Genomic DNA, 24,977 nt, shown 5'->3' with positions numbered 1-24,977 from the left:
AAACACATCGTAAAGGGTTACCCAGCCCAAGCAACGAGGACGCTACAATGTCAGATGCTAAAAAAACCGATAAAACAACTGATAAAGAAAAATCATTACTTACAGGAATTCGTGATTCTGCTCATAAAATCTGGCTGGCAGGATTAGGAGCCTACGCTCAGTATGAAAAACTGGGTCAAGAAGGTATTCGCTTATTTGAAAACCTAGTTAAAGACGGTGAAGAAGTACAAGCCCGTACACAAACTAAAGTAGACGAAGTAAAGGAAAAAATAAAATCTAAAACAACTGATCGTTTAGAAAGCAGAATAAAACAGTTGAAAGATAAACTATCAAGTGGATCACGTGATGAACTAAAAGAGCTAAGTCATCAAATTGAAGAGTTAAGCCAAGCGGTAAAATCCTTAACCTCAGATAGAGGCATTAGCAGTAAAAGCTCAACATCATCCAGTACTACCAGCGCTTCTTCTAAAACTTCAACCTCATCAACGGCGAAAAAACCTGCCGCTGTATAATATATACCTTCGAGGTTAAACCCTTCGTGTGATAAAGCATTTCACGAAGGGTATATTTTATGCAGGAAAGCCAACAGATGACTTGTAAATGAGGCTTCGTTTCTCTAGTATTTCGCGCTGCTCATCAATCATGTAGGGTTTAACCAAACAAATAACTTGATAAATCCCCTGATTTATATAACGCGTATCGTACTCTTTCTTGGTACGCATAACCTCATAATTTAGCCAAAAAGTAGCAATAACAGTTGCATTATCAGCTAATACTGCAATATCATCATCACTTGCAACCAAGTATTCTGCATTCCTTAAGTATTCACATATTTCGATAAATGTTTTTCTTTTCTTACTCAGAACGCGTGTAAAACGAGGTTTTATTTTTTGATTTTTCGCTAATAAATCTAATAAATCTCTATATAAAAACCGATAACTATGTATTGTTTCAAATATTAAATGTAAATATAACCAGTAATCATCAATCGCTAATGAGTGCCTGCTAGGTGAATCTAAGAGTTCAATAATTTCACTTTCATACCTGAGGTAAAGTTCTGTGATAATTTCTTCTTTGCCCTGAAAGTGGTAGTAAAGATTACCTGGGCTGATATCCATTTCATTTGATATGTCAATCGTTGTTATATTAGGCTCACCATTACTATTGAATAACTCTAGACTTGTTATTAAAATCCGCTCCCTGGTTTTCATCTAAACAGCCTTGTTAGGTTAAAAAATCAGAATCCCTATTTTTTAGGGATCAGTCCGGCTTGTAACAGCGATCATTTTACACTGTTCCTAATGGGTTCTGTAGCTTGCCGTCAATATATTCATTTAAATAACGACCATAACGGCAAGCATTATTAAAATGATCAAGAAACTCTAAATGAGCTGCTATTTTATCATTTTATCTAAACGCTGATTTATCTGTTGCTCAATGGTACCTTTAAATGCTTTCATAATAGCATTGAGCTTCACATCAATCTCAACAAGTTCTTCACTTACTTTAATGGAACCCTGAACACCAGTTTGTTTAAAGGTTAGGTGATAATCACTATCCCACTGGCATGTTAACCCCATAGAAGACTGCATTTCATCCGCAATTTTCTGTACAGTTTGTTTTGCCTTCTCAATACTGGTGCCATGTGTGCGTTTAATTTCAATATTAGCCATTGACCGAATAGATCCTCAAATACGACATAAACCACGTTGTTAATGCTAGGGCTAATACCCTTCGCCTTTATAGCAAAGAGTATACAAGGCTATTTCATGATTCAACTATAACGCTCTTGTTTCATAGTAAGCTTGTTCTGAAATTTTGTGGTAATCCTTTACTTGCTTGGCAAACTGAACAAATGATGTGTAAATCCGCTTTGTGAGCTCATTAGTTTCAGCTATTTCATTCACAACTACTTCTGATGTCTCTTTAAGCTTTTTTAAGACATCATCAGGTAAGCGAAGCAAGGTAACGTTATACTTATTAACTAATTGTTCTAATGCACTATTATTCCTGGCGGTATACTCATCAAGCATGTCTTGATTTGAAGCACGCACAGCTTGTTTGACAATTTCCTGTAAATCCGTCGGCAATGATTCAAGTGCTTTTTGATTGATAATGACTTCTAGTGTCGTCCCTGGCTCGTGCCATCCTGGGTAATAATAATATTTAGCTGCTTTATATAAGCCAAATGCCAGGTCATTATAAGGACCAACCCATTCTGTTGCATCAATTGCACCTGTTTGTAATGCAGTAAATAACTCGCCTCCTGGAATATTAACAGGTACTCCTCCTAATCTTTTTAATACTTCCCCTCCAAGACCAGGAATGCGCATTTTCAAGCCTTTTAGATCCTCTGTTGATTCAATTTTTTTATTGAACCAACCTGCCATTTGCACACCAGTGTTGCCTCCGGCAAAGGGCTTAAGGTTAAATGGGGCATATACTTCATCCCATAACGCTTGCCCACCTCCATAGTGCAGCCAACTATTCATTTCCTGAGCATTAAAGCCAAAAGGTACTGCCGCAAAAAACTGTGCAGCAGCTGATTTTCCTTTCCAATAATAGGCTGCACCATGGCCCATTTCTGCTGTGCCATTGGAGACCGCATCAAACACTTCTAACGCAGGCACCAGCTCACCCGCTCCATATACTTTGATTTCCAGGCGCCCGTTACTCATAATTTTTACATTTTTAGCGAAACGTTCAGGTGCAGTGCCCAAACCGGGGAAATTTTTTGGCCAGGTTGTCACCATTTTCCAATGTATCGTGCTTTTTTCTTCGGGTTTAACTACTTGGCTGCATTCTTTTTCAGACTGCTGAGAACACCCAGCAACAGCAACCCCGACTGCACCTAAGCTGGCTGCAGTCATAAAATCACGACGTTTCATTTTTATGACTCCCTACACTTTGCTCATTTCATACCCTCAGCAGATGGATTTATTATTGTTATATCAGCTTGGGTACCCTCTTTTATTCTTATTTGGTCTTCTTTTTATTTTTAACCACTGAAACTTAAACATATCACCCCTTTACTGTGGCTAAGCTTTTGTCATAAGTGTTTTATATCTCCATCCGTTGGAGATATATACCTATAACGAAGGGGTAACTATATATTAATGTACCTCAATGTTAATGTACCTTGCTCATTACTGAACGTGAAGCAGTAATTTAATGAAGTGATAATTATTCGCTAAATAACCTCTAGCTTTGCATAAGAGACTACTAGCCATTTTACGCCCTCATGATCGAAGTTTACTTGTACACGTGCTTGAGCGCCTTGACCTTCATAATTCAAAATAATCCCTTCACCAAAAATACTATGCTGTACGCGTTGCCCAAGCGCCAACCCCGTATCCGGTATTGAGGCTTTCATAGACTTTGTCGTTAACGAGACAGGGCGAGAAATCTTAGTCGTCAGACGTACTTCCTGTAGCAAATCTTTAGGTATTTCTTTCAAAAAACGAGATGGTCTATTCAGGTTCTCAGTGCCATGCAGGCGACGAGTTTCAGCATATGTGAGATACAACTGTTGCATAGCGCGTGTAATTCCCACATAACATAACCGTCGCTCTTCTTCCATTCCATCAGGTGTTTCCAGCGACATGGCGTGTGGAAAAAGGCCTTGTTCCAACCCCGCCATAAACACTAACGGGAACTCAAGCCCCTTAGCAGAGTGAAAGGTCATCATCTGCACGCTGTCTTCATATTGAGCTGCTTGTGTTTCTCCTGCCTCTAATGCCGCATGATCAAGAAACAGTGCAAGAGGGCTCAACTCATCCTCACTATCAGGAATAGCCTCCACAGGATCAAACTCACGAGTTGCAGTCACTAACTCCTCTAAGTTTTCAATTCTCGCTCGGCCCTTCTCACCTTTTTCTTTACGATGATGTTCAATCAAACCACTCACAGCGATCACATGGTCTGTTAGCTCATGTAAAGGCAAGCCCTTTGTTGCCTGCTGCATCGTTTGAATAAGTGTATAAAACTGTTGAAGTGCATTGAGTGCACGTGCAGGCAACAGCTTACGTGTAATAACCTCTTGACCAGATTGCCACAAAGACAACTGTTGCTCTCGAGCAAAATCTCGGAGTACTTGCACCGTTCTTTCACCAATCCCCCGAGCAGGCACATTGATAACACGCTCAACAGCCGTATCATCAGAAGGATTGCTCAATAGTCTAAGGTAAGCCAGTGCATTTTTAATTTCAGCACGCTCAAAAAAGCGCTGACCACCATATATGCGGTAGGGGATACTTGAACGCAATAATGCTTCTTCCAGAACCCGAGACTGGGCATTTGAACGATACAGGATGGCAATATCTTTATAACTGCCATGCTCATCAACCCTGGCCTGGATCTGCTCACTGATAAAGCGTGCTTCATCAACTTCATTATAAGCAGCGTATACCTTTATTTTGTCACCGCCGTCACCTGCAGTCCAAAGCTCTTTGCCAAGACGATCATTATTATGAGCAATCAATGCATTAGCTGCTTTTAATATAGTGCTAGTAGAGCGGTAATTTTGCTCCAGACGAATGGTGACAGCATTTGGAAAGTCACTACTGAACTGCCGTATGTTTTCAATTTTTGCACCACGCCAGCCGTAAATTGACTGATCATCATCACCCACAGCCATAACACTTGCCTGTTGGCCAGCCAATACTCTCAGCCATGCATACTGTACAGCATTAGTATCCTGAAACTCGTCTACAAGAATATGAGAGAAGCGTTGCTGATAATGCTTCAGTAGTTCTGGCTGTTTTAGCCAAAGCTCATGAGATCGTAATAATAATTCTGCGAAATCAACAAGCCCTCCCGCTCTACACGCAGCTTCATAAGCGGTATATATTTTCAGCCATGTGCGGGTTTGTAGGTCACCATAATCCTCAATATTCTCTGGACGCAACCCGTCGTCTTTTTTGTTATTGATAAACCACTGCGCTTGTCGTGGGGGCCATTTGCTATCATCTAACCCCATCTCTTTCATCAGTCGTTTAATCAAACGCAGTTGATCATCACTGTCCATGATTTGAAATTGCTCAGGTAAACCTGCTAGCTGCCAATGCGCCCGTAATAAACGGTGTGCAATACCATGAAAGGTGCCAACCCACATGCCTCTTGCTGGAATATTAAGTAATGACTCAATCCGTGAACGCATTTCTGCGGCCGCTTTATTGGTGAATGTCACTGCTAACACGCTGTGTGCAGAGATACCAACAGCTTGCACTAACCAGGCAATCCGGTGCACTAGTACACGTGTCTTACCACTCCCTGCTCCCGCTAATACCAGTGCAGTATCTGCTGTAGTGGTAACAGCTTCGCGTTGTGCGTCATTTAAGTCATTCAATATATGAGAAATATCCATAAGCAGTGGAAAAAACCTTTAGCTATGTCGCTTAAATCGCCAGAAATCAGCCCATTTTCGCTTCTTTTGATCATATTGACCAGTTTCTTCTCGTAAAGAGTGCAACATGACACGTAGCGTGATAACTGTCGTTTAATACAAGAATTTTGTAGTATTACTACATTGTTAATAGGAATGAGTTTGATAATGCAGTCGAGCAGCCTACTCAATCAAATCAGACAACAGTTTTCAGCGTTAAGAAAGTCTGAACAAAAAGTCGCTACATATGTACTAAAACATCCATCTGCTGCGATCCATCTGAGTATTGCTGATCTTGCATTGGCAACAGAGGTGAGTGAACCTACTGTTGTACGCTTCTGCAGAGCAATTGGTTGTAAAGGCTTCCAGGATTTTAAACTACAGTTAGCCCAAAACCTGGCGCAACATAGTAATTTTGGTGCCTATCGTCTCCAACAAACGTACACACCCGCTACATTAGAGACCGTTTTCGATAACACCATTGAAAGTTTGCTAAAAGCTAAAAATACTGTTTCTCCCGCAGTAGCTGAACAAGCAATTATCAGATTGGCAAGCAGTGAGCGTGTTGAGTTTTATGGCTTTGGTGCATCTGGTATTGTTGCGCAAGATGCACAACATAAACTTTTTCGTCTGATTAAACACTGTGCAGCCTACACTGACCCCCATATGCAGGCGATGTCTGCAGCCACACTTAGCGCTGATGACACCGTGGTGGTTATTTCTCAAACGGGAAGAACAGATGCGTTATTACAAATAACACAGTTAGTAAAACAGACATCTGCCAAAGTAATTGGCTTATGCCCAGAACATAGCCCTCTTGCACTACTTGCTGACTGGGTATTAGACATTGGTATTCAGGAAGATACAGACCGCTATACTCCCTTGTTATCTCGAATTGCTCACTTGGTTGTCATCGATATGTTAGCGATGGGTGTCGCATTAACAAAAGAACCAGACATCAATAATCAACTAAAACAAATTAAAGAAAACTTAAGAACACTACGCTTAAATAAAAAAGAGAAATAACTCACACTATCAAGATACTTTTCTAAGAAGTAGTATTAAACATTGATATTTACCACTTTTCTTCTTGAGGTTGTCACTTTAATTTCATAATTTCGTCATTTGAATATTGCATCTTACCAATAACGATACAACAGAAAGGTGCGGCTATGCGTATTGAAGCAACTGAAACCAACAACAATAATAATCAATTTTCAACGCAACACGCTGTTAAATCCAACCGAGAAAAATCTTCTCAGCGTTCTCTATTAGCACGGAGGGCCATTGAAGACTACTTTGAAAACAAACGACTGAATTCGCTCATTGGTGACGACTACTGGGGAAAAGGTAATTAGAAATCAAAATTGAACATAGTACACAAACTTATCCAGTATACCCATCGCGAAAACTTGTAGGGTGCGCTAAATGCTAAATTGAAGAAGCTTATAAAAAATAAGTGACAAAATTTTAACGAATGCGAACTTCCCCTAAAAGTCATTCGCATATGGGTATAACAATAGATGCCTATAGAGCAACTATTGTTATTAATACTTTTAAGCTACACTATTAAGTAAAACACCATTGCCTGTAATGCGGACTTTTTCCCAATAATTCAAGATAGCCTGACTTAAAATAGTGCCTTCTGCACTAATTGGAGTCAAAAATTCTACTAAACTATTTATGTAACCCAGCTCAATAAGTGACTCACTATCAACAGTACTTGATGATTTTTTTAATTTATTAAAAAGCATTATTGTCTTGCTCATCATTCCCTCGTCCAACTCATTTTGAAAATTATTTTGTATAGACCACGTTAGTGCATAAGTTAAAGCCTGACTGATCAACATTGAAAACTGTTGACGGCTAATAACAAGGGAAGTTCTGGTTTCATAAATATCAGCATTTTGACTATCCTTAGCTAAGTCAAAAAGCTCATCAGTCATTAAATCTGCACCAATTAACCGTGTAGCTGGACCTATTAACTGATTAAGTTGGTAACACGCTAATGTACGACTCAATAATCTCAATAATGTAGGGTTATAATACCGAATATGTACCCAATGTTTATTTGGTAAAATAAACTCCAATACACGTTGTAAGTGCACAAAATAAGCAGCGATATTTTCTGAACAAAAAGCAAAAAAGCCTAGTGGCTCCTGACAAGACTTATTAAGAACCCACTCATACAGCATACTATCAGGTTCTAACTTAATTAAGTAAGGTGCTTGTGCAAATAAGTCTTCTGCAGGTGTTCCTCTAAATAATGATTCACACTGAGGATTGAAGTTATCATCAAGCTCCCATATTTTATCAGGTAATTCAGCCTCGCAAGCTGAATCTAATACAAAATATAGGTTGTCTGCCCCCTCTTCTTCTATTGCTGCAGACATCTTCTCCCGATAGGCAACGAGCAGCATCACTCCCTCCATTGGCATATTATGCGTGTTTGCTTTTATTTGATCATGTTATCTGCAAACAGAACTGGTTTGATCCCTTTTACTTCTATTATTGATCTTTACTTATATACACGTCATGCCGTACAGCATACGATCCATCTTAAACTTCCTAACCTTGAATAGCGTAGCACAACTTATAAACTATGCCACGTCAAGTAGTGAGCCCAAGCTAAACAACAGTTTTACATCACTTATAGAGTATTAGGTTTACCCTTTTATCCTGGCCGTTAACAACAATGTTACTCCCCATGTAAACTCTTGTACTTTTTCTATATTAATCAACAGGTTTTCAATACTTTTTATTATATTTGTATGATATAAAACCACTTAATGTATCTTACATAACAACATCTACCATCAACATATCTCAATATGTAAAACGTTTCCCAATACCTCGCATGCACTTTTACCTCTTTGCATAAGCATAGCTATATTTTATATATAAGACATTATACGTATATTATAAAAATATACTACTCAGATAAAAGGTATATTATGCTGGATTAACTATTAGGGCACCTCAAAAATAGTGATTTTAAGTACCAGCAAAGCCGTGCATATTCTCACTATGATAGCGCTATAACATAAAAGTCAATATGACAGGATATTAATTATAAAAGTACTATGCATATTCAGTGCAATGGGGATACTTTTCCCTTGGCAAATACACACGAAAATCGCAACTCTAGTCAGTATAGAGCCCTAAAATCTTTACAATATACTTTTGTAATTTTATCAAAGTGCTAGAGAACAAAAATACAGCATATGTTTTATTTCTGTTCTCTAAGGTTTTGCTTTAACGATTAACCTAAAAAACACTATTTTAAAAATCATTTTTACTTCATACATGTAACACACGTTATCACATATTACCCTGTTGCAATCAAGCCTGGAGCACCATACCAATAACCATTACATTCATCTTCAGCTAATTCATTAAAAGCTTCACTGCTCTCCAAAGCTTGTTGAGCAACATGTATTACTTCAAACGAGCCTTCACGTTGAGGCGTTATTCTAACCACATCAACACCAACCTCACTTAATGCCCCCATCAACGGTAATAGATTACATTTTTTACCAGACAGCGTTTGAATACCATTAAGCGTAAACAGTTGATCCTTTTCTCTGGTTTGGACTTTTAGCCCTTCTGGATCATCTAAACAATTACGCTGACAGTTATCTTTTTGAACACCTTTTGCTCTTGAAGAAAAACATCTAGCAGAAAAAGCTAAGGGTAACCATCCATAACTGAAAACTTCAACTTCAGGGCGCTCTTGCTGTGTATTATCAAGCTCAATCAATGTTTCTTTAATTTGTTGACCTGACATTTCAACAGGTGGAACCCACCGAATAAGTCCTTTATCAAGCAATACAGATAAACTGAGATGGTTATAAATATTAATACTACTACCTACAACAAAAGGCACTTGCATTTCACATAACAAGGAGACCGCAGACATATCATTCGCTTCAACCGTCATGCCAGCGTTACAAACACGCTCAATCAACTTATAGTCACTCTTTGCACAAACCAGTGCTAAGCTAGATAAGTAAACTTGCTTACCAGCCTCTTGCAGATCTTTAGCAATGACCAACCAATCCTCTAACGACAACTCATTACGCTTAGCACATACAGTTTCACCAAGATAAATATAATCCACGGCACTTGTAGCAACTTGCTCATAAAAATGAGCAACATCCCCTTTTGGCCAGTAAAATGGTATTGCAGACAAAGACAGTTTCATATCATTTCTCATTGCCATGGCCGTGAATAAGCACCTAATGTTGTTTGTACTCCCTCAGACAGCTTACACAGCTGTTGAGCCCACTGCTCCTGAACAAGAAACGCTTCTGGATTCGCTTTAAGTTGATCAATCGCTTCGCGCCAAATACGTACAACATTAGCCACATAGGCAGGACTACGCTGACGTCCTTCAATTTTTACCGCTTTCACCCCCATTTGATACAACTCAGGTAACAAGCTTAATGTATTTAAACTGGTTGGCTCCTCTAATACATGAAATGTTTCCTGGTTAACCTGAAAGCGTCCTTTACACAATGTCGGATAACCTGCAGGTTCATTTGGCTGGTAACGATCAATAAGCACACCATTCAAACGTACATCAAGGTGCTGCTCCTGTGGTTCCCAACGTACATACTGTGCAGGTGAGCAAGCACCATTTTTGTTAGGCGACTCACCCGTCAAATAAGACGACAAGTGACAACGTCCTTCAGCCATAATACATAAGCTACCAAATGCGAACACTTCAATATCAACGGTTGAATTGGCTACTACTTGTGCAACCTGCTTGGCCGATAAGACTCTTGGTAAAACAGCCCGTTTAACGCCAAATGTCTTCTGGTAAAAATGCAATGCTTGAGGATGTGTTGCTGAACCTTGTACTGACAGATGAAGTGGTAAGTGAGGATAATGCTGATGTGCATAAGCCATAAGTCCTAAATCAGCAATGATTAAAGCATCCACGTTCATTGACGCCGCATTATCTATTGCCTGTAACCAAGGCCTAATTTGTGCTCCTTGTGGATAAGTATTTAATGCTAGAAAGACTTTGGTACCCTGCCGCTTGGCAAATTGAATACCTTCGTCCAACTTTTCTGCAGAAAAGTTCAAACCCGGAAAGTGACGTGCATTGGTTTGATCTCGAAACCCAACATAAACAGCATCAGCCCCGTGAGTAACTGCTGCTTTTAAAGCAGGCAAATTACCCGCAGGACACACAAGTTCTAACATATGGACACCTCAAGCAGCAGGAAAATGTCCAGCAAAGTAACATAGTCTGCCTACACTACCGTTGATTGATATCAACGCAAATCTTTTACAGGTTTCCTAGATTGCACTACTACTGATGACAACGAAGATAGCTATTATCCCATGAACTTATTGCTTACAGCGCTTGAGAAACATGCAGCACTTTTAACCAAACCTGTGCACTTATGCCCAGCCATTTTACAAACACATGTATTGGAGAAGCTTCTCAATCACTTATTGTGCTCTGTAGTAAATGATGGGGAACTTGATTTTCTTGAAGACCAGTGGATAGAACTAAAACTCTTGGATTGTGATTTAAGCTATTTTTTAAGCTATAACCCACAAACACAGCGTTGTATTGTACAAGAAAAAGGAGAGCCTGACGCCAGTATCAGTTGTAAGTTAACCGATGCCATTGCATTAATCACTCAACAAGTTGATCCTGATACATTATTTTTCCAACGCCGACTGTTATTGGAAGGTAATACAGCTCTGAGTCATGGCTTCAAAAATATACTTGATACGGTTGAGCTAGATAAACTTGGCTTTCCACTTGGACATATCATTCGCCTGCTGTCTACTACTTTTCCATTACCACAGACTTAATAGCGCCTCTAAAAATTAACTTTAATTAACATTAACTTAATTCTTAGGTTAAACCAATAAAAAACTGTAGCCCATTCACTCCCAAAACGAGCTTGGGCTAATATAATACTTGGAATCATTCCTAAAATTACTATACCTAAATAACTACTCATTAAGTCATAGTATGAAAAAGTTCTATAAATGATATGTTGTTGGGCAAATTCAGCATATGTTGCATAAATAGCCGTTATCATTGAAATTAGAATAACACAGAAAATACGATACTGTTTTAAAACACCTAAAGCATTGGCTACAAGTGTTAAAACAATAAAACCCATCGCTAAAAAATGGCCTAATTTATCCCCGCCAGGAAATTTGTAGATACGATATAAAACATACGGCAATGTACCTTGTTCTGCACAATATAGTATCCAAACAATTAAACAAGAGATTACAAAAAAAATGAGCCTAATCATGAATATCTATTATTGAATACCAAATCAAATCAGGAGGAAAAATATCTATGAAAACAGATATAATTCGAAGAATAGATACGCACTCTGGAAATAACAATTAAACTGTCATTTAATTTTTAACTATTACGCAAGGTTAAACTTCCCAAAATCATAACTACACATTAAACTGCCTTCCAACCCACAGGAATAATAACAGACCGACTTTATGAGCTTATTTGACGTTAATGCAATACGACAAGATTTTCCTGGACTGCTCCATTCAGTGCATGGATACCCTTTGGTGTATTTTGATAATGCTGCAACAACCCATAAGCCAACTTCAGTTATACAAGCCGAAGTCGATGTATATCAACAGTGCAATGCCAATGTTCACCGTGCTAGCCATTTCTTAAGTAGTGTCGCCACCCAACGCTTTGAAAATGCTCGAAATAAGGTTCAACACTTTATTAATGCTACTCGATCAGAAGAAATTATCTGGACCAAAGGAGCCACAGAAAGCTTAAATCTGATTGCTCAAAGCTATGGGCTCTCAACCTTACAAAAAGACGATGAGATACTTATATCACCTCTTGAGCATCATGCGAATATTGTTCCCTGGCAAATAGTTGCTCAACAAACCGGCGCTAAGCTTAAAGTCTTACCACTTAATAATGCGCTACATATTGACCCCGAGATAGTGCCACAACACCTCTCTGACAAGACTCGTCTACTTATTTTAACGCATGTATCTAATGCGCTTGGTGTAATCAATGACATTTCAACACTTTGTAAGCTCGCTGCACAACATAAAATCACTACCATTGTCGATGGTGCTCAAGCGGTAGGCCATTTTCCCATTGATGTACAACAATTAGGGTGTGATTTTTACGTTTTTTCTGGCCACAAGATGTACGGTCCAACAGGTATTGGCGTGTTGTATGGACGTTATGATTTACTTGAGGCGATGCCCCCCTGGCAAACAGGTGGAGAAATGATTCAACATGTTAGCTTTAAAAAAACAACCTATAATCAACTTCCCTTCAAGTTTGAACCAGGAACACCTAATATCGCCGGTGCAATTGGTTTAGGTGCCGCCATTGATTATCTTGAAACGGTTGATCGTAGACAGCTCATAACCTACGAACATCAATTAATGAATTATCTGCAAGAGGCACTGAGCACAATCCCAGGTATCAACCTCATCTGTCCAACACATTCAATAGATCAACCTAATAAAATTCCCATCGCAGCACTGACCTTTTCCCATGAACATATTCAAGATATTGGTATGTTACTTGATCAAAAAGGCATTGCCGTTCGCGTAGGTCATCACTGCACAATGCCACTTATGGAATATTTGAGCTTGACGGGAACACTACGAATTTCTCTTTCTTTTTATAATACCCAGCAAGAAATTGATTGGTTAATTGAGTCTCTTCATAGCATTTTAAAACACTCAGAAGACAAACCCTCTGAAGCTTTGAGTCATCACTCAAAGGATTTACCCCCCCTGTCATTAGACAGCCAGCAAATAACCTCCAAAATTATTGCACAGAAAAACTGGGACAATCGCTATCGTCTTATTATGCAAAATAGCAAACTGTTACCCCCATTACCTACAGAATATAAAATTGAAGAAAATCGAGTATCTGGATGCGAGAGCGAAGTATGGCTGGTTTCTGACTTTGATGAGCAAAATAAAACACTGCTGTTTTGGGCTGATAGTAATGCGCGAATTTTAAGAGGCTTACTTACCTTAGTCATAAGCCTCGCAAATAATAAAACGCCTGAAGATATTCTTGCCACTGATTTCCAAGCGCTATTTTCTAACCTAAATTTAGCTCATCATTTAAGTCCATCAAGAAGCAATGGTTTAAACAGTATTGTGCATTCTATTCAGCATATAGCACAAGAATATCAAACAATTAACAGTTAAAATAACTATTAAAGTTTGCTATATATTGTTTGCTTTTTTTAAAACCTTTTCTATTGCGCGCGCTGCGGCAGTTAACCCAAAAGCCGCAGTGACCATCGTCACTGCGCCAAAACCACTTGCGCAATCTAGGCGGGTACTACCCTCTTGTAAGGACTTTTGTTGACAAACAGAACCATCTGCCTGTGGATAAACGAGTTGTTCAGTAGAATAAACGCATTCAATACTAAAACGTCGTTTTGGATTTTGGCTAAAATTGTAGTTTCTTCTTAGTAAAGAGCGCACTTTTGCAGAAAGCGGATCATTATACGTTTTACTTAAATCACCGTAGGTAATTTGAGTAGGATCTTTTTGCCCTCCCGCACCACCAGTCACAATGATAGGAATCTTGCGCCTTTTGCAAAAAGCGATAAGTGCCGCTTTCGCTTTAACACTATCAATGGCATCAATGACTACAGAGAAATCGGTTGAGATATACTCTTCAAGGGTATCCTCAGTAATAAAGTCATCCACTTCTTCAACCAGACACTCAGGATTGATCTGTCGTATACGTTCCGCCATTACTGCAACTTTACTATGGCCTACAGTACTCTGCAAAGTGTGTACTTGGCGATTGGTATTAGTAACGCAAATATCGTCTAAATCAATTAAGGTAAGCTTGCCAACACCTGTTCGAGCTAATGCTTCTGCAGCCCAGGAACCAACACCGCCAATGCCAATGACACAGATATGTGCATTAACAATGCTGTTAGTTGCTTGCTCGCCATACAAGCGTGTTATACCTGAAAATCTTTGCTCAAATACGTCTCTATTCATTGTACAGTGTGTGCTAATTATCCGGCTGCTGATTATACCGTCATCCCTGACGATTGATACCCGCAGTTACCTTCCTGAGACGTCTGGATCAAGTTGTAGGATGGCCGTGATTAACTGCTCCAGCTCAGCACTTGTATTATATATGTGAGGGGAAACCCTCACACCAAAACGCGGACGATAATCTACTGCAATATTTTTTTGCTTTAGGCTATCAACCGCTACTTCTGGCTGAGCCATAGCAATACAAATAGTCCCTCCTCTTTGTTCCATAGCTTTTGGTGTAATGACCTTCAATTTATTAGCCTGCATTGCTTCAATGAGTACATCGCCCAAATACAGGTTATGCGCCCTTATTTTTAACAGGCCAATAGCCGTTAATTGACGTATTGCTGATGCAGCAACAGCAAACGATTGAATACTTGGCGTTCCTCCCATAAATCGCAACGCATCATTTGCATAAGCAAAATGAGTAATATCAAACTCAAAGGGGTCCTGATGGGAAAACCAACCTACATCCGTTGGCTCAAGAAGTGAAAGGCGATCATGCTTAAGAATTAAGTAGCCACAGCCAGGACCACCACACAACCATTTTACACATGAACCAATGACAGCATCAGGTTGCCATTGTTTAAAATCAATAGGTACGATACCTGCTGATTGCGCAACATCAACCACAGACCAAATGTCTTTTTCACGAGCAAGCTTGGTGAGCTGCTCAACAGGCTGTTGATAGCTATTACCATAAAAAACATGGGTAAATAACACTAACTGGACCTGCTCATCCATGTGTTGTTGCCAGTCTTCAACAGAAATCACTCCATCTTTGGCTGGAACAAGCTTTACATTATAGCCAAATGTAGCCGCTTGCTTTGCGATGAACCCCATTGAAGGAAAATCTAATTCAGAGAGCAGCAATACATTGCGTCCAGCGCGCCGAGGTAAAGCACCAATTAACTTACTTAACCCAGCACTTACATTGGGTTGTGGACAAACTTCATGAGACTCACAGTTAAATAGTTCGGCTACTGCATCACGAAATCCCTGTAGGCTCACTAACCAAGGACCCCATGCCCCGTTTCCCAGTTCACGCCATTGCTGACTAAATTCCTGTTCAGCTAAATCACTTGCTTTTGTCTTTGCTCCAACTGAGTGATTAAGAAAATAGAGGCCTTCAGGTACATAAAATGACTTTCGGTAACTCATTAACTTTCACCATCGCTAATTGAAGGTCGCTTAACACCATATTCACCTCCCCAGGAATCCGTCATCTGATTACGAATTTCCCATAACGCAGGATAAAAATAGTGTTGCACACCTTTTTCCAGCAAACCAACAGAACGTCCTTTCAATGACTTAGCTCCCAGACCAATACTTCGCTCAATCAGTAATAAATGGCGAAATCGAAATAATCTAAACTGTTCATCAAACTCTGCGAGCGCTTCTGCAACAACATATGTATCGTCATGACAATAAGCAGAGTCATAAACTTGTTCAATTGATAGGCCATTAGCTTTTAAATAGTGCTGTTCATAGCTTTTCCATAGCTGGGGTGCCATCTTCAATAAGCTGCGGAAACCAGGTGACTCTTGCCCACTACCATTACCCAGCTGTAATCGAATAACCTGATATTCTTTTGGTGACATGGTCTCTAAAATAGACAAACCATTGATCATTTGTTGTTGTAACTGGTAAACCCGTCCAAAGAGCGTTATCACTCGGTTGGTGTGTTTTTGAGCAAGATAGTCATCAATTTCTAACAGTGTAAATCCAATAAGCTTCATCCATAACTCTTGAACTTGATGAACTATCTGGAACATCAACTCATCGCGGTTACAGAACTCATCATAGGGCTTTTGGCATGTCAGTAACCGTTGAGTTTGTAGGTAAACCTCATAATCTAACTCACCCTCGCCTTGCATCAACTGATAATAGTGTTGACGATCCATATACAAACCTCCAAAACCTTAATTTTTATATGTTTAATAGTTATTTTTTGGTAAGTGCTTTTTGCGAGTGGAATGGAGGAGTTAGGGGAAAAAAAGAACTAATGCAGGGTCAATGGTTACCCAAAGAGAGGATGTATTAGGTAAGAGGCTTTGGCTACTTGCCTCAGCAAGTGTATAACCACACGTTACACTCATAAGGGGCTCATCTCATTAGATGTTCTTTATCTTTATTATTGTGTTAAACCACGAAAACACTCTAGATAAAAAGCCCCAAGCATGCAAATAAGACAATAACAAAAACGTGGTTGTATTGTTTCTAACACCTTAGATTAACAGATCTAGGGTCACTCTTACGGAGCCCTTAGAACAAGGTGTTTGCAATAACCACAACAATAAGCAATGGGCATACCACGCGAACATACCATGGCCATACTTTCCAGAAAAAGCCTGTCATTAACTCCGGATAGCCTTGCTTCAGTTCAGCAATGACTTGCTGTCTATTCCACAGCCAAGCCCCTAAAATACAGGTAATCAAGGCAGTCAGTGGCTGCATATATTCTGTAGATATAGCAATCACAAGGCCAAACAGTTGCTTAAAGTTAAAAATTATCAAGGTACTGACCAATAATGCCAGCAAACCAAGCCCCCAAGTGATATAGCTTCGTTTTTGTTGAGTTTTTTCTTGAATCAGTGCGACAGGTACTTCAAGCATGGATATAGATGATGTCAGGGCTGCTAGGGTCATTAATAAGAAGAATGCAACAGCCAATAAACTACCAATACTACCCATTGTTTCAAAGAGTGCAGGGAGTACCGCAAAAACCAAAGTGTCTGAACTTAATAACTCGCCTTGATCACCATAAATCTGTACCCCATGATTCATCGCCACAAACATCGCAGGAAGAATTAACAAGCCAGCTATAAAAGCAACTGAGGTATCAATGGCGGTAACTTGCAAAGCCATATTGGGAATATGCTCTTTTTTTGCAAGGTAAGAACCATAAACCATCATGGACCCTCCCCCTATTGTGAGAGAGAAAAAAGCCTGTCCCATAGCGCTGATTAAAAGCTCTGAGTCCCATAGTTTATCGGTATCAGGGATGAGATACATCGCCAACCCCTGATATGCACCAGGCAATGTCAGCAAATACGCAATAAGTGCAGCAAACAAGAGAAATAAAGCAGGCATCAGGCGTTGCGACCATTTCTCAACCCCGTTACGAACACCACTTTGAACAATAGCAATTGTCAAAATATAAAAAACGGCTGCTGAAACCAGGTTCCGTGAAATGCTAAAACCAGTCAACCATTCAGCAAATGAGGTTAACTGAAACATGTTGGCAATTGGAGCCAGCATAAAACATAAGAACCAACCAGCGACTATGCAGTAAAACGTCATTACTAACGTAGGCACAAGGATAGTTCCTAAACCCGCCAAGCTTGAAAGCCACAAGCTAATACGACGACGATCTAACATTCGTAAGCTATCCCAGGGGTTAGAACGTCCAAAACGACCTATTGTAATTTCAACCACCAGCATAGGGTATGCAAGTACTGCAATTAGCACGACATACGCCAGCAAAAATGCTGCCCCTCCATTTTCAGCTGCTCGTGTTGGAAAACCCCAAATATTACCTAAGCCAACTGCTGCACCGGCTGCAGACATGACAAACCCGAACCGGCTTTTAAACTGTTCGCGCACTTCACCCACAACTTCAACCCTATATGCAATGAAAGTATATGCTAACAATTAACCATTGAAAGACGTGGCAAGTTACCATGTAACCAACAAAAAGCAATGACATACGTTTATAGATGCTTGGTAACTGTACTAAATAGCTTAATGAGATTGAATGGAGTAACTGCTAATTAAGGATCAAATGTTGAGAGAGCCAATGAGAACACCACATTACACACAACTTTTCAACAAATTATCCACAGCTTAATCACACAAGAGTGCTTAGTGGAAATATAACATTATGATGAGCAGTCACTAAAAAAGGGGGGGAGTAGAAGAGACCCCCTTACACTTCAATGGAATATAAGGGGGATATTTACGCTTAATTTTGAAGCAAAAATAAACCTTATAAATAGCTATTTATTATTTTTTCAATGCTTCCATTTTGCTCCATGCGCTTTAAAGATGCATTCAATTGATTAATTGTTTCATCATCTGTAAATTTATTCATCGCTAACCAAAGGCCACTACTATTAAAAGTATAAACAACAACCAAATCATCTAATTTATGGCGTTTAGCAATGAATGGACCTGATAATGAACTTGTTGCCCAAGCATCAATCTTGTTAAGTTTAATTTTAGTCGCATTAACTACATCATTTTGTGCCTTTTCTACGTTAACGCCTTTATTTTCCAAAAATGCAGAAATTGCATCATTCTCGTAGCTACCAATACGGTATTTTTTCATATCTTGTAAATTAGCTACTTTAATACCAGAGTCTTTAGGCGCTAATAAGATCCACTCTTCTTTAAACAAAGGACCAACCCATTTAAAATCTTTTTCTCTGTCAGGCGTACGGAAAGCAGAGTAAATACCATAATTTGTTTTCTTAACTGCTTTTTTATAGCCACGATCCCAGTTAGAGTATAAGGTCAGTTCCATATCAACATTTGCACGATTGAACATTTCTCGAACAATCTCTGTGGCAAAACCTGTTACTTTTTCGTTCTTGCCAAACGTACTGTATGTAACAGTCATATTTAATGGAGGGAATGGCTCTGTAACTAATTGAATAGTCTGCGCATTGCTTATTCCACTAAACAAAACCAGTAAACTTAGTGCTATTACTTTTGTTCGCATATCTTAGTCCCACATACTACCGCGCCAACAACATTAAATTTGATAAGCATTGACTTACCAAAATTAAACCCACATATCATTGACCATAAAATACTCACTAACGTGTTCCCATGTGAGACATCGTATGTTCAAAGACATTGAAAAAGGTGGATACCCCTTATAAGGGTAGAGAGCTTCACCGGCATTAATGCTTTGCAACCTGCAAAGCTGATGAAATTATCTACTCATTTTTTCTGGCGCCTATTTTTACCAGAAACAGTTCACATTTAAATGAGCAAGGCCCGTGATTTAATTATGTAATTTCCGAAATGAAAACGGTTGACCACGCAGGAAAACCAATATATGTGACAAACATCACATTAAAATTTGTTTTTATATAACAATTGGCGATATAAACAGCAATGAAGTTTTTAAAGAGGTCAGTCCCACTAAGAATATTTAAATGAGGATATAACAATCAGTGGGTAGAATTCGCATTAGTCAAGTTATTAAGCTAATTAATCACCCAGTCTTTCTGAAAGCTTTTGGGGCAAACATCACTGACCAGAGGTGTTCCAACTTTTTTCCCCATGACATCATTCTGCTCATGAAAGAGTTTATAGATGAGCCTCAGTATCTGTGCCGCCTGGGGGTTTGACTTGGAAACAATGATATGTAAGTAGCTACGTTGGTAAGGCTTCGCGTGAAAGGTTATCTTTTCCGCATCCTGTTTTGAGTAATACCTTTCCAGAATAGACATGGCATTTTCCACATTAAGTGGTACAACATTGACTCGCTTTTTCAATAATAAATTGAATACTAATCGTTCAATTCTTACCTTTTTCAATTCCAAAGAATATTTTTTTACTGCATCAGCAAACTCGTTACCATAGTCATATCCTGTTGTAATACCAAATGGTTGATGAGCTTTTAAATCCTCATAGCTATTCCAATCAAACGGATATTCTTTCAAATGGAAGAAATATTGGTCAATAACACTTATGGGAAACGAGAAATAATAGTCTTTTGCTCGCTCTTCATTACAAATCCAACCAGCAGAAATATCAAATTTTCCTGCCAGAGTTTGGTTATACACAGCAACCCAGTTATTCAACCAAATAAATGTGTGTTTAATGTGTTGACGGTTCAATACATCAGAAATACGCTTCTGTTGTATGCTGTCATTGATATTGTTTTTTGAATAGTAAGGTGGCCATTCTGCGACAGCAATAGACAAAGCATAAGCCTGTGTCTCTACACTGAAAATTGTGCAGAATAAACAAAGGGCAGCAAGGAGTTTCATAATTGGAGATTAGCTCGTCAATACTATCAACTTATATACCCACCCACTGTATTCGATACCATCAAATAGACACTAACAGATTACCTTTTAATGCTAGTATAATTTTTCATCCCTCATAACAAAAAACCCGCTTAACAGCGGGTTTTTTATGTAACATCAGTTCAAATTTTATTTCTTTTTCCTAAGGGACATTCCAAGCAAACCTAACCCTAAAAGTACTACAGGGGCTGGAGCAGGTACTGGCTTAGGAGGCTTTGGTGGTTTAGGCGGTTTTGGTGGATTAGGACAATTGTAGGCAACAGCAGTCACCTTCAAAATCATATCATCGTAGTCACGATCGATACTTCCACCATCATCATTCAAACCGATGTAATAACTGTCTTGTCCTGCATAGGCAACAAAGAAGGATGGCTTAAAGGAACCGGCACCATTATTAGAACCATTTTTCACAGTTCCTTTTGGTGTTGTGAAGTTGAAATTCAACCACCCAGCATCAGATAAAACTTCTGAAATTTCTGTCCCTTTTGCGGTTGTTTTGTTTACAAACTGCCCACCAATAGAGCCAAATAAATTACGCCACGACGCTTCATAGCCAAGATACGTATAAGTCAGTTTAACTGCTGCAGTTGCTTTTATATTAGCTCCCTGAATAACTGTCATTCCAGGTCTGGTTTCTCCAGTATTAGGATTATGGCTACCCGGTAAACGTGTAGTTACCCCACCATTAACAGAGAGTAAACTAGCATGTGCACTTCCAATACAGCATGCAGCTAAAGCAACTGCACTCACGATTTTTTTCATGATTATTCCTTGTTTACTGCTTAAAACTACTTAATCTACTGTTTAGTATTTAATCAAATAAGTAGTAGATTTCTCATTGCCATTTCTAATTAGCAATCTAAATGCCATATTTATGAATATTGATTAAAAAAATGGCTGACTTTCAGAATAATCACTTGTGAATACACAACACGTTGATTTTATTGTAAAAAAATAAACCTTACGACTAACTTTATTTACACACTATTAGAAAGCACTTCACTTTTAACAATCACTACTGAAAACTGTATCAAAACTGTAAAATTAGAACATAAATTTACACTAATATAAGCTGCACTATTTCGTTACACCTATCACAAAAATCTTTATAAACAAACTAAACCATCTCTTTTTGATTAAATTTTAAACAGATCGTATATTTTATACCTGTAAAATATACCAACACCCATTCTTAGCCCAAACGATGATTTACAAACATAAACGCTTTACTAAACAAGGTTTTCATCGCTTTGCACCATCACGAATGTAATATTATTTACTTGTATAGCCCCCTTACATAAATAATCAATAATTTGTTAATAGTTCTCATTTAATGTAATTTATCATTGGCACGTTTTTTAAGTTGTAAGCCAATAATAATGGAAGCATAAAATAAACAACTTACACCCCTTATTTAGGAGGCCCTTATTGCGTAATTTCACTCCCTACAACTGTTTACAATTTAATCAAAATTAAAGTATACCCTATAAACTAACCTATTTTCATAACTAACAATAACGACATAAATATAACGATATGAAAAAACTAATACACTTCCTGCTTATTTCTACCGCAATCGTATTTTTAAATCCTGTACTCGCAACGCAACAAACGATTAGCCGTATTGTCGTTTTTGGAGACAGCTTAAGTGATACAGGGAAAATGTTTGGGAAGTCACTAAAATGGATTCCCTCTAGCCCACCTTATCATGATGGCCGGTTCTCTGATGGCCCTGTCTGGGTTGACCACCTAAAAAGCAAACTAATGCAAGACAATATTCCAATATCTATTATTAATGAAGCAGAAGGAGGTGCAACTGCAGCTGCATACGACATTACAAATAGTCCTGTAACCTTGTTCATCAATACATTAAGTAATGAATTAACCCAATTTCTCAATAAAGATTATTTTCGATCTGGAGATTTAGTCATAGTCTGGGCGGGTGGTAATGACTACTTAAACCAAAAACAAGAAAGTGTTAGTACTGTGTTATCTGCTATCGATAACTTACTGAACCAGGCTGTGAATAGTAATGCTAGCCAGGTTATTGCGTTTAACTTACCACGACTGGATACTACACCACATGCCAAAAAAAAATTTCCAGGCAAGTTAAGCCAATTGGCTAAGATAACCAAAGAGCATAATAGCCGTTTACTTCAACTCATAAAAAAATACGATAGTGAAAAGGTGAAAGTATTTGATGTAGAATCATTATTAGCACATATGATGACTAATCCTGTGCAATACGCATTAACTAATACAACGCAAGCATGTTACACAAAAGGATATCTATGGAGACCTTTCATCAAAGGTAAAAAAGCTATGCCCTACATTGATGATTATCACGCAGAGTATTTAGCATTAAAGCCAATTGATCAAATGACGCCTCAAGAGCTTGCACTGCTGTTTCAAAACCCAGCATTCACTAACAACGCCATGCTACAAGATGCATTACCACGTATACAAAGCAAAAAATCAGGTCCTCAAAGAATTGAACCTGCAGGTGATGCACCAGAAAACTGTGATGGCTACTTATTTTGGGATAAAATTCATCCAACCACAACAACACACAAAGTGTTAGCAAACAAATTTTACGGGTACTTATTCGAGCAATCAATGCTTTAAAGCATAACAGCACAAAGTCCTTTTGCTTATATAAATAGACTTATACTCCTATCTCTTACAACATTGTAACGTACCACTTGCAAACCTAGCTGTACGGGTTTGCTTCTGAACAGTTTCCTCTTATGGGCCACCCTTGATTGTAATAACAACACCGTGCTCAACTAACATTACTATTTAACTTTTGGTGTTACTCTACACAGTTGAAACAAAATTAGTTTTAGCTAATTTTCTTGCTTGAATTAAACTGTAGATAATAGCAGTATTAAATATATCTTTCTATACACCGCCTCTATAATTTTAAATCAACTTAGATTGCCGAATAAGATAATTTGTTTTTATTGAAGTGGATTTCATTTTATAAATTTCAACAAGTTTAGATATTCTTTTTTTCATGCAATTAAATTAGTCTTCCGATTTATTCAATAGGTATTCTGATTGCTCAAATCATGTAAGCACACATAGTATCTACAAAGAAAACCTATAGCCCCATGCAATCAACATAAATTGCTTACAGTTTCAATGACATTTAACGAACTACCTATTTACGCTACAACTAACTTTTTAAAGTAAACTTTATCATGAAAATAAAAACAAACATCATGTTGCCACACATTTATATAATTAAAAACAGAATGCTACATTTCAAATATTTACTGGGATGCTTTTTATTCCTTGTTAGTTTTTATGCACAAGCAGGGTTAACATTCGATCGTATTATCATATTTGGAGACAGTTTAAGTGATACCGGGAAAATGTATCAAAAGTCTAAAGGATGGTTACCTTCTAGCCCACCTTACCATGAAGGTCGATTTTCGGATGGTCCAATCTGGGTGGACTACTTAAAAGAAAAGCTGCAGAAAAAGTATACTCATCAGGTAACAGTTATCAATGAAGCAGAAGGTGGCGCAACCGCAGCCGCTTATGAAAAAGAGTCATGGAATCCTACCTACCAAGTTATTAACAATCTTGATTTTGAGTTCAATCAATATTCGAAAGACTATCAATTTAAACCTAATGATTTAGTCGTCATATGGGCAGGTGCTAATGATTATATGACAAATGGCTGGCGCGACAGCGACACCGTTATGCTTGCAATCGACCAGCTTATTACCAAAGTCTTATTGGCTGGAGCTAATAATGTATTAGTTTTTAACCTACCCTTATTGAGTACTACTCCTTTTGCAATTCACTATGAGCCAGAAAAACTTAATGAGCTTAAAGAAATTACTGAAGAACACAATAATAAACTACGTCGATTAATTAAAACTCGAAATTACAAGCATGTCAGGTTGTATGATATTGCTTATGAATTTTCAAATATAATGAAAACCCCCACTTACTATGGTTTTCATCACATAGATCAAGCCTGTTATAAAAAAGGTTACATTTGGCGACCTTTTCTAAATGAATATTACCAACCACAACAGATGGTTGCTAAGGAGGTTACCTTTTCAGCAGAAAACAATCAGACAAGGTCTCTAGATGAAATGAGTGCAAAAGAAGTCTATCAATTGCTCATGAACTCACCTCTCGCGAATAACCCAATGATGCAAGATGCACTTCCATCTCAGCAGGTTTATTACTCTCAAGATAGACGAGTAGAACAAGACCTTGAGTTAGCTGGTGATAAACCCGAAAGCTGTGAAGGTTATTTATTTTGGGACAAAGTGCACCCAACATCTGCGGCGCATAAGATTTTAGCTGATAAAATTTTCAAGTTTCTCCAACAACGCTATGTTAATTACAATAGCTCATACTAATGCGTTACTGTAAACAGTTGTTTTTTACTGATAGGCGCTTTAATAGAATCAAGCTATAGTAACAGCTTCCTTTAGTCAGTATTTCTAACATGAGTAACTCTAAGG

The 24,977-nt window shown here is 38.4% G+C and carries 22 protein-coding genes; 7 read left to right on the top strand and 15 right to left on the bottom strand.

What is annotated here, in order from left to right:
- Positions 1 to 47 precede the first annotated feature (47 nt).
- Positions 48 to 512 (top strand): phasin family protein, encoded by a 465-nt coding sequence (locus ACQ96U_RS17710; protein WP_431722596.1) that lies wholly within the window; start codon positions 48 to 50, stop codon positions 510 to 512.
- Positions 513 to 569: 57 nt separating this feature from the next.
- On the opposite strand, the gene ACQ96U_RS17705 is transcribed toward ACQ96U_RS17710, so the two are convergent.
- The 4 genes from ACQ96U_RS17705 to uvrD form a co-directional block, all read right to left on the bottom strand.
- Positions 570 to 1,211 (bottom strand): TetR/AcrR family transcriptional regulator, encoded by a 642-nt coding sequence (locus tag ACQ96U_RS17705; RefSeq protein ID WP_431722595.1) that lies wholly within the window; start codon positions 1,209 to 1,211, stop codon positions 570 to 572.
- 183 nt (positions 1,212 to 1,394) lie between these two features.
- Positions 1,395 to 1,673: a polyhydroxyalkanoic acid system family protein gene (locus ACQ96U_RS17700; RefSeq protein WP_431722594.1), complete on the bottom strand. Its 279-nt coding sequence runs from the start codon at positions 1,671 to 1,673 to the stop codon at positions 1,395 to 1,397.
- A gap of 105 nt (positions 1,674 to 1,778) precedes the next feature.
- A complete protein-coding gene (locus ACQ96U_RS17695; protein WP_431722593.1) occupies positions 1,779 to 2,888 on the bottom strand; it encodes a TRAP transporter substrate-binding protein in 1,110 nt (369 codons plus the stop codon).
- A gap of 302 nt (positions 2,889 to 3,190) precedes the next feature.
- Positions 3,191 to 5,365 carry a DNA helicase II gene (gene uvrD / locus ACQ96U_RS17690; protein ID WP_431722592.1) on the bottom strand — a complete coding sequence of 725 codons (2,175 nt, stop codon included), beginning with the start codon at positions 5,363 to 5,365 and terminating at the stop codon, positions 3,191 to 3,193.
- Positions 5,366 to 5,551: 186 nt separating this feature from the next.
- Between uvrD and ACQ96U_RS17685 the strand changes: the two genes are divergently transcribed.
- Entirely contained in the window at positions 5,552 to 6,409 is an 858-nt protein-coding gene (locus tag ACQ96U_RS17685; RefSeq protein WP_431722591.1) for an SIS domain-containing protein, read from the top strand.
- Between the two features lie 146 nt (positions 6,410 to 6,555).
- On the top strand, positions 6,556 to 6,741 hold the full coding sequence (locus ACQ96U_RS17680) for a PA3496 family putative envelope integrity protein (RefSeq protein ID WP_431722590.1): 186 nt from the start codon (positions 6,556 to 6,558) through the stop codon (positions 6,739 to 6,741).
- A 198-nt stretch (positions 6,742 to 6,939) separates the two neighbouring features.
- Here ACQ96U_RS17680 and ACQ96U_RS17675 read toward each other — a convergent pair whose 3' ends face one another.
- The 3 genes from ACQ96U_RS17675 to ubiU form a co-directional block, all read right to left on the bottom strand.
- Entirely contained in the window at positions 6,940 to 7,803 is an 864-nt protein-coding gene (locus tag ACQ96U_RS17675) for a DUF4123 domain-containing protein (RefSeq protein WP_431722589.1), read from the bottom strand.
- Between the two features lie 908 nt (positions 7,804 to 8,711).
- The gene (locus tag ACQ96U_RS17670; protein ID WP_431722588.1) at positions 8,712 to 9,587 is read right to left on the bottom strand and encodes a U32 family peptidase; all 876 of its coding nucleotides are present in this window, start codon (positions 9,585 to 9,587) and stop codon (positions 8,712 to 8,714) included.
- An 8-nt stretch (positions 9,588 to 9,595) separates the two neighbouring features.
- Positions 9,596 to 10,594 (bottom strand): ubiquinone anaerobic biosynthesis protein UbiU, encoded by a 999-nt coding sequence (ubiU, locus tag ACQ96U_RS17665; protein WP_431722587.1) that lies wholly within the window; start codon positions 10,592 to 10,594, stop codon positions 9,596 to 9,598.
- Between the two features lie 141 nt (positions 10,595 to 10,735).
- On the opposite strand from ubiU, the gene ubiT reads away from it, so the two are divergent.
- Positions 10,736 to 11,218, top strand: coding sequence for a ubiquinone anaerobic biosynthesis accessory factor UbiT (ubiT, locus tag ACQ96U_RS17660; protein ID WP_431722586.1), 483 nt, complete (start codon positions 10,736 to 10,738; stop codon positions 11,216 to 11,218).
- An 8-nt stretch (positions 11,219 to 11,226) separates the two neighbouring features.
- Here the strand turns inward: ubiT and ACQ96U_RS17655 are convergent, their stop codons facing one another.
- Positions 11,227 to 11,673, bottom strand: coding sequence for a VanZ family protein (locus ACQ96U_RS17655; protein ID WP_431722585.1), 447 nt, complete (start codon positions 11,671 to 11,673; stop codon positions 11,227 to 11,229).
- A gap of 205 nt (positions 11,674 to 11,878) precedes the next feature.
- On the opposite strand from ACQ96U_RS17655, the gene ACQ96U_RS17650 reads away from it, so the two are divergent.
- Positions 11,879 to 13,588 carry a SufS family cysteine desulfurase gene (locus tag ACQ96U_RS17650; RefSeq protein WP_431722584.1) on the top strand — a complete coding sequence of 570 codons (1,710 nt, stop codon included), beginning with the start codon at positions 11,879 to 11,881 and terminating at the stop codon, positions 13,586 to 13,588.
- Between the two features lie 18 nt (positions 13,589 to 13,606).
- Here the strand turns inward: ACQ96U_RS17650 and tcdA are convergent, their stop codons facing one another.
- From tcdA to ACQ96U_RS17615, 7 genes are all read right to left on the bottom strand, one after another.
- On the bottom strand, positions 13,607 to 14,401 hold the full coding sequence (gene tcdA, locus ACQ96U_RS17645; RefSeq protein ID WP_431722583.1) for a tRNA cyclic N6-threonylcarbamoyladenosine(37) synthase TcdA: 795 nt from the start codon (positions 14,399 to 14,401) through the stop codon (positions 13,607 to 13,609).
- A gap of 66 nt (positions 14,402 to 14,467) precedes the next feature.
- Positions 14,468 to 15,604, bottom strand: coding sequence for an aminotransferase class V-fold PLP-dependent enzyme (locus tag ACQ96U_RS17640; protein ID WP_431722582.1), 1,137 nt, complete (start codon positions 15,602 to 15,604; stop codon positions 14,468 to 14,470).
- Positions 15,604 to 16,347 carry a tryptophan 2,3-dioxygenase family protein gene (locus ACQ96U_RS17635; RefSeq protein ID WP_431722581.1) on the bottom strand — a complete coding sequence of 248 codons (744 nt, stop codon included), beginning with the start codon at positions 16,345 to 16,347 and terminating at the stop codon, positions 15,604 to 15,606. The genes ACQ96U_RS17640 and ACQ96U_RS17635 overlap by 1 nt, the downstream gene beginning before the upstream one ends.
- A gap of 361 nt (positions 16,348 to 16,708) precedes the next feature.
- Entirely contained in the window at positions 16,709 to 18,058 is a 1,350-nt protein-coding gene (locus ACQ96U_RS17630; RefSeq protein WP_431722580.1) for a sodium-dependent transporter, read from the bottom strand.
- Between the two features lie 373 nt (positions 18,059 to 18,431).
- Positions 18,432 to 19,166 carry a substrate-binding periplasmic protein gene (locus tag ACQ96U_RS17625; RefSeq protein WP_431722579.1) on the bottom strand — a complete coding sequence of 245 codons (735 nt, stop codon included), beginning with the start codon at positions 19,164 to 19,166 and terminating at the stop codon, positions 18,432 to 18,434.
- A gap of 493 nt (positions 19,167 to 19,659) precedes the next feature.
- A complete protein-coding gene (locus tag ACQ96U_RS17620; protein ID WP_431722578.1) occupies positions 19,660 to 20,448 on the bottom strand; it encodes a substrate-binding periplasmic protein in 789 nt (262 codons plus the stop codon).
- A gap of 168 nt (positions 20,449 to 20,616) precedes the next feature.
- Positions 20,617 to 21,249, bottom strand: coding sequence for a PEP-CTERM sorting domain-containing protein (locus tag ACQ96U_RS17615; protein WP_431722577.1), 633 nt, complete (start codon positions 21,247 to 21,249; stop codon positions 20,617 to 20,619).
- 774 nt (positions 21,250 to 22,023) lie between these two features.
- On the opposite strand from ACQ96U_RS17615, the gene ACQ96U_RS17610 reads away from it, so the two are divergent.
- Both ACQ96U_RS17610 and ACQ96U_RS17605 read left to right on the top strand, forming a co-directional pair.
- Positions 22,024 to 23,112 (top strand): SGNH/GDSL hydrolase family protein, encoded by a 1,089-nt coding sequence (locus tag ACQ96U_RS17610; RefSeq protein ID WP_431722576.1) that lies wholly within the window; start codon positions 22,024 to 22,026, stop codon positions 23,110 to 23,112.
- Between the two features lie 578 nt (positions 23,113 to 23,690).
- Positions 23,691 to 24,872, top strand: a complete 1,182-nt coding sequence (locus ACQ96U_RS17605; protein WP_431722575.1) for an SGNH/GDSL hydrolase family protein — start codon at positions 23,691 to 23,693, stop codon at positions 24,870 to 24,872.
- The last annotated feature ends 105 nt before the right edge of the window (positions 24,873 to 24,977 follow it).

It is taken from the genome of Zooshikella sp. RANM57, assembly GCF_050749885.1.
Lineage (GTDB): Bacteria > Pseudomonadota > Gammaproteobacteria > Pseudomonadales > Zooshikellaceae > Zooshikella.
This window is presented reverse-complemented; position numbering and strand designations above follow the sequence as displayed.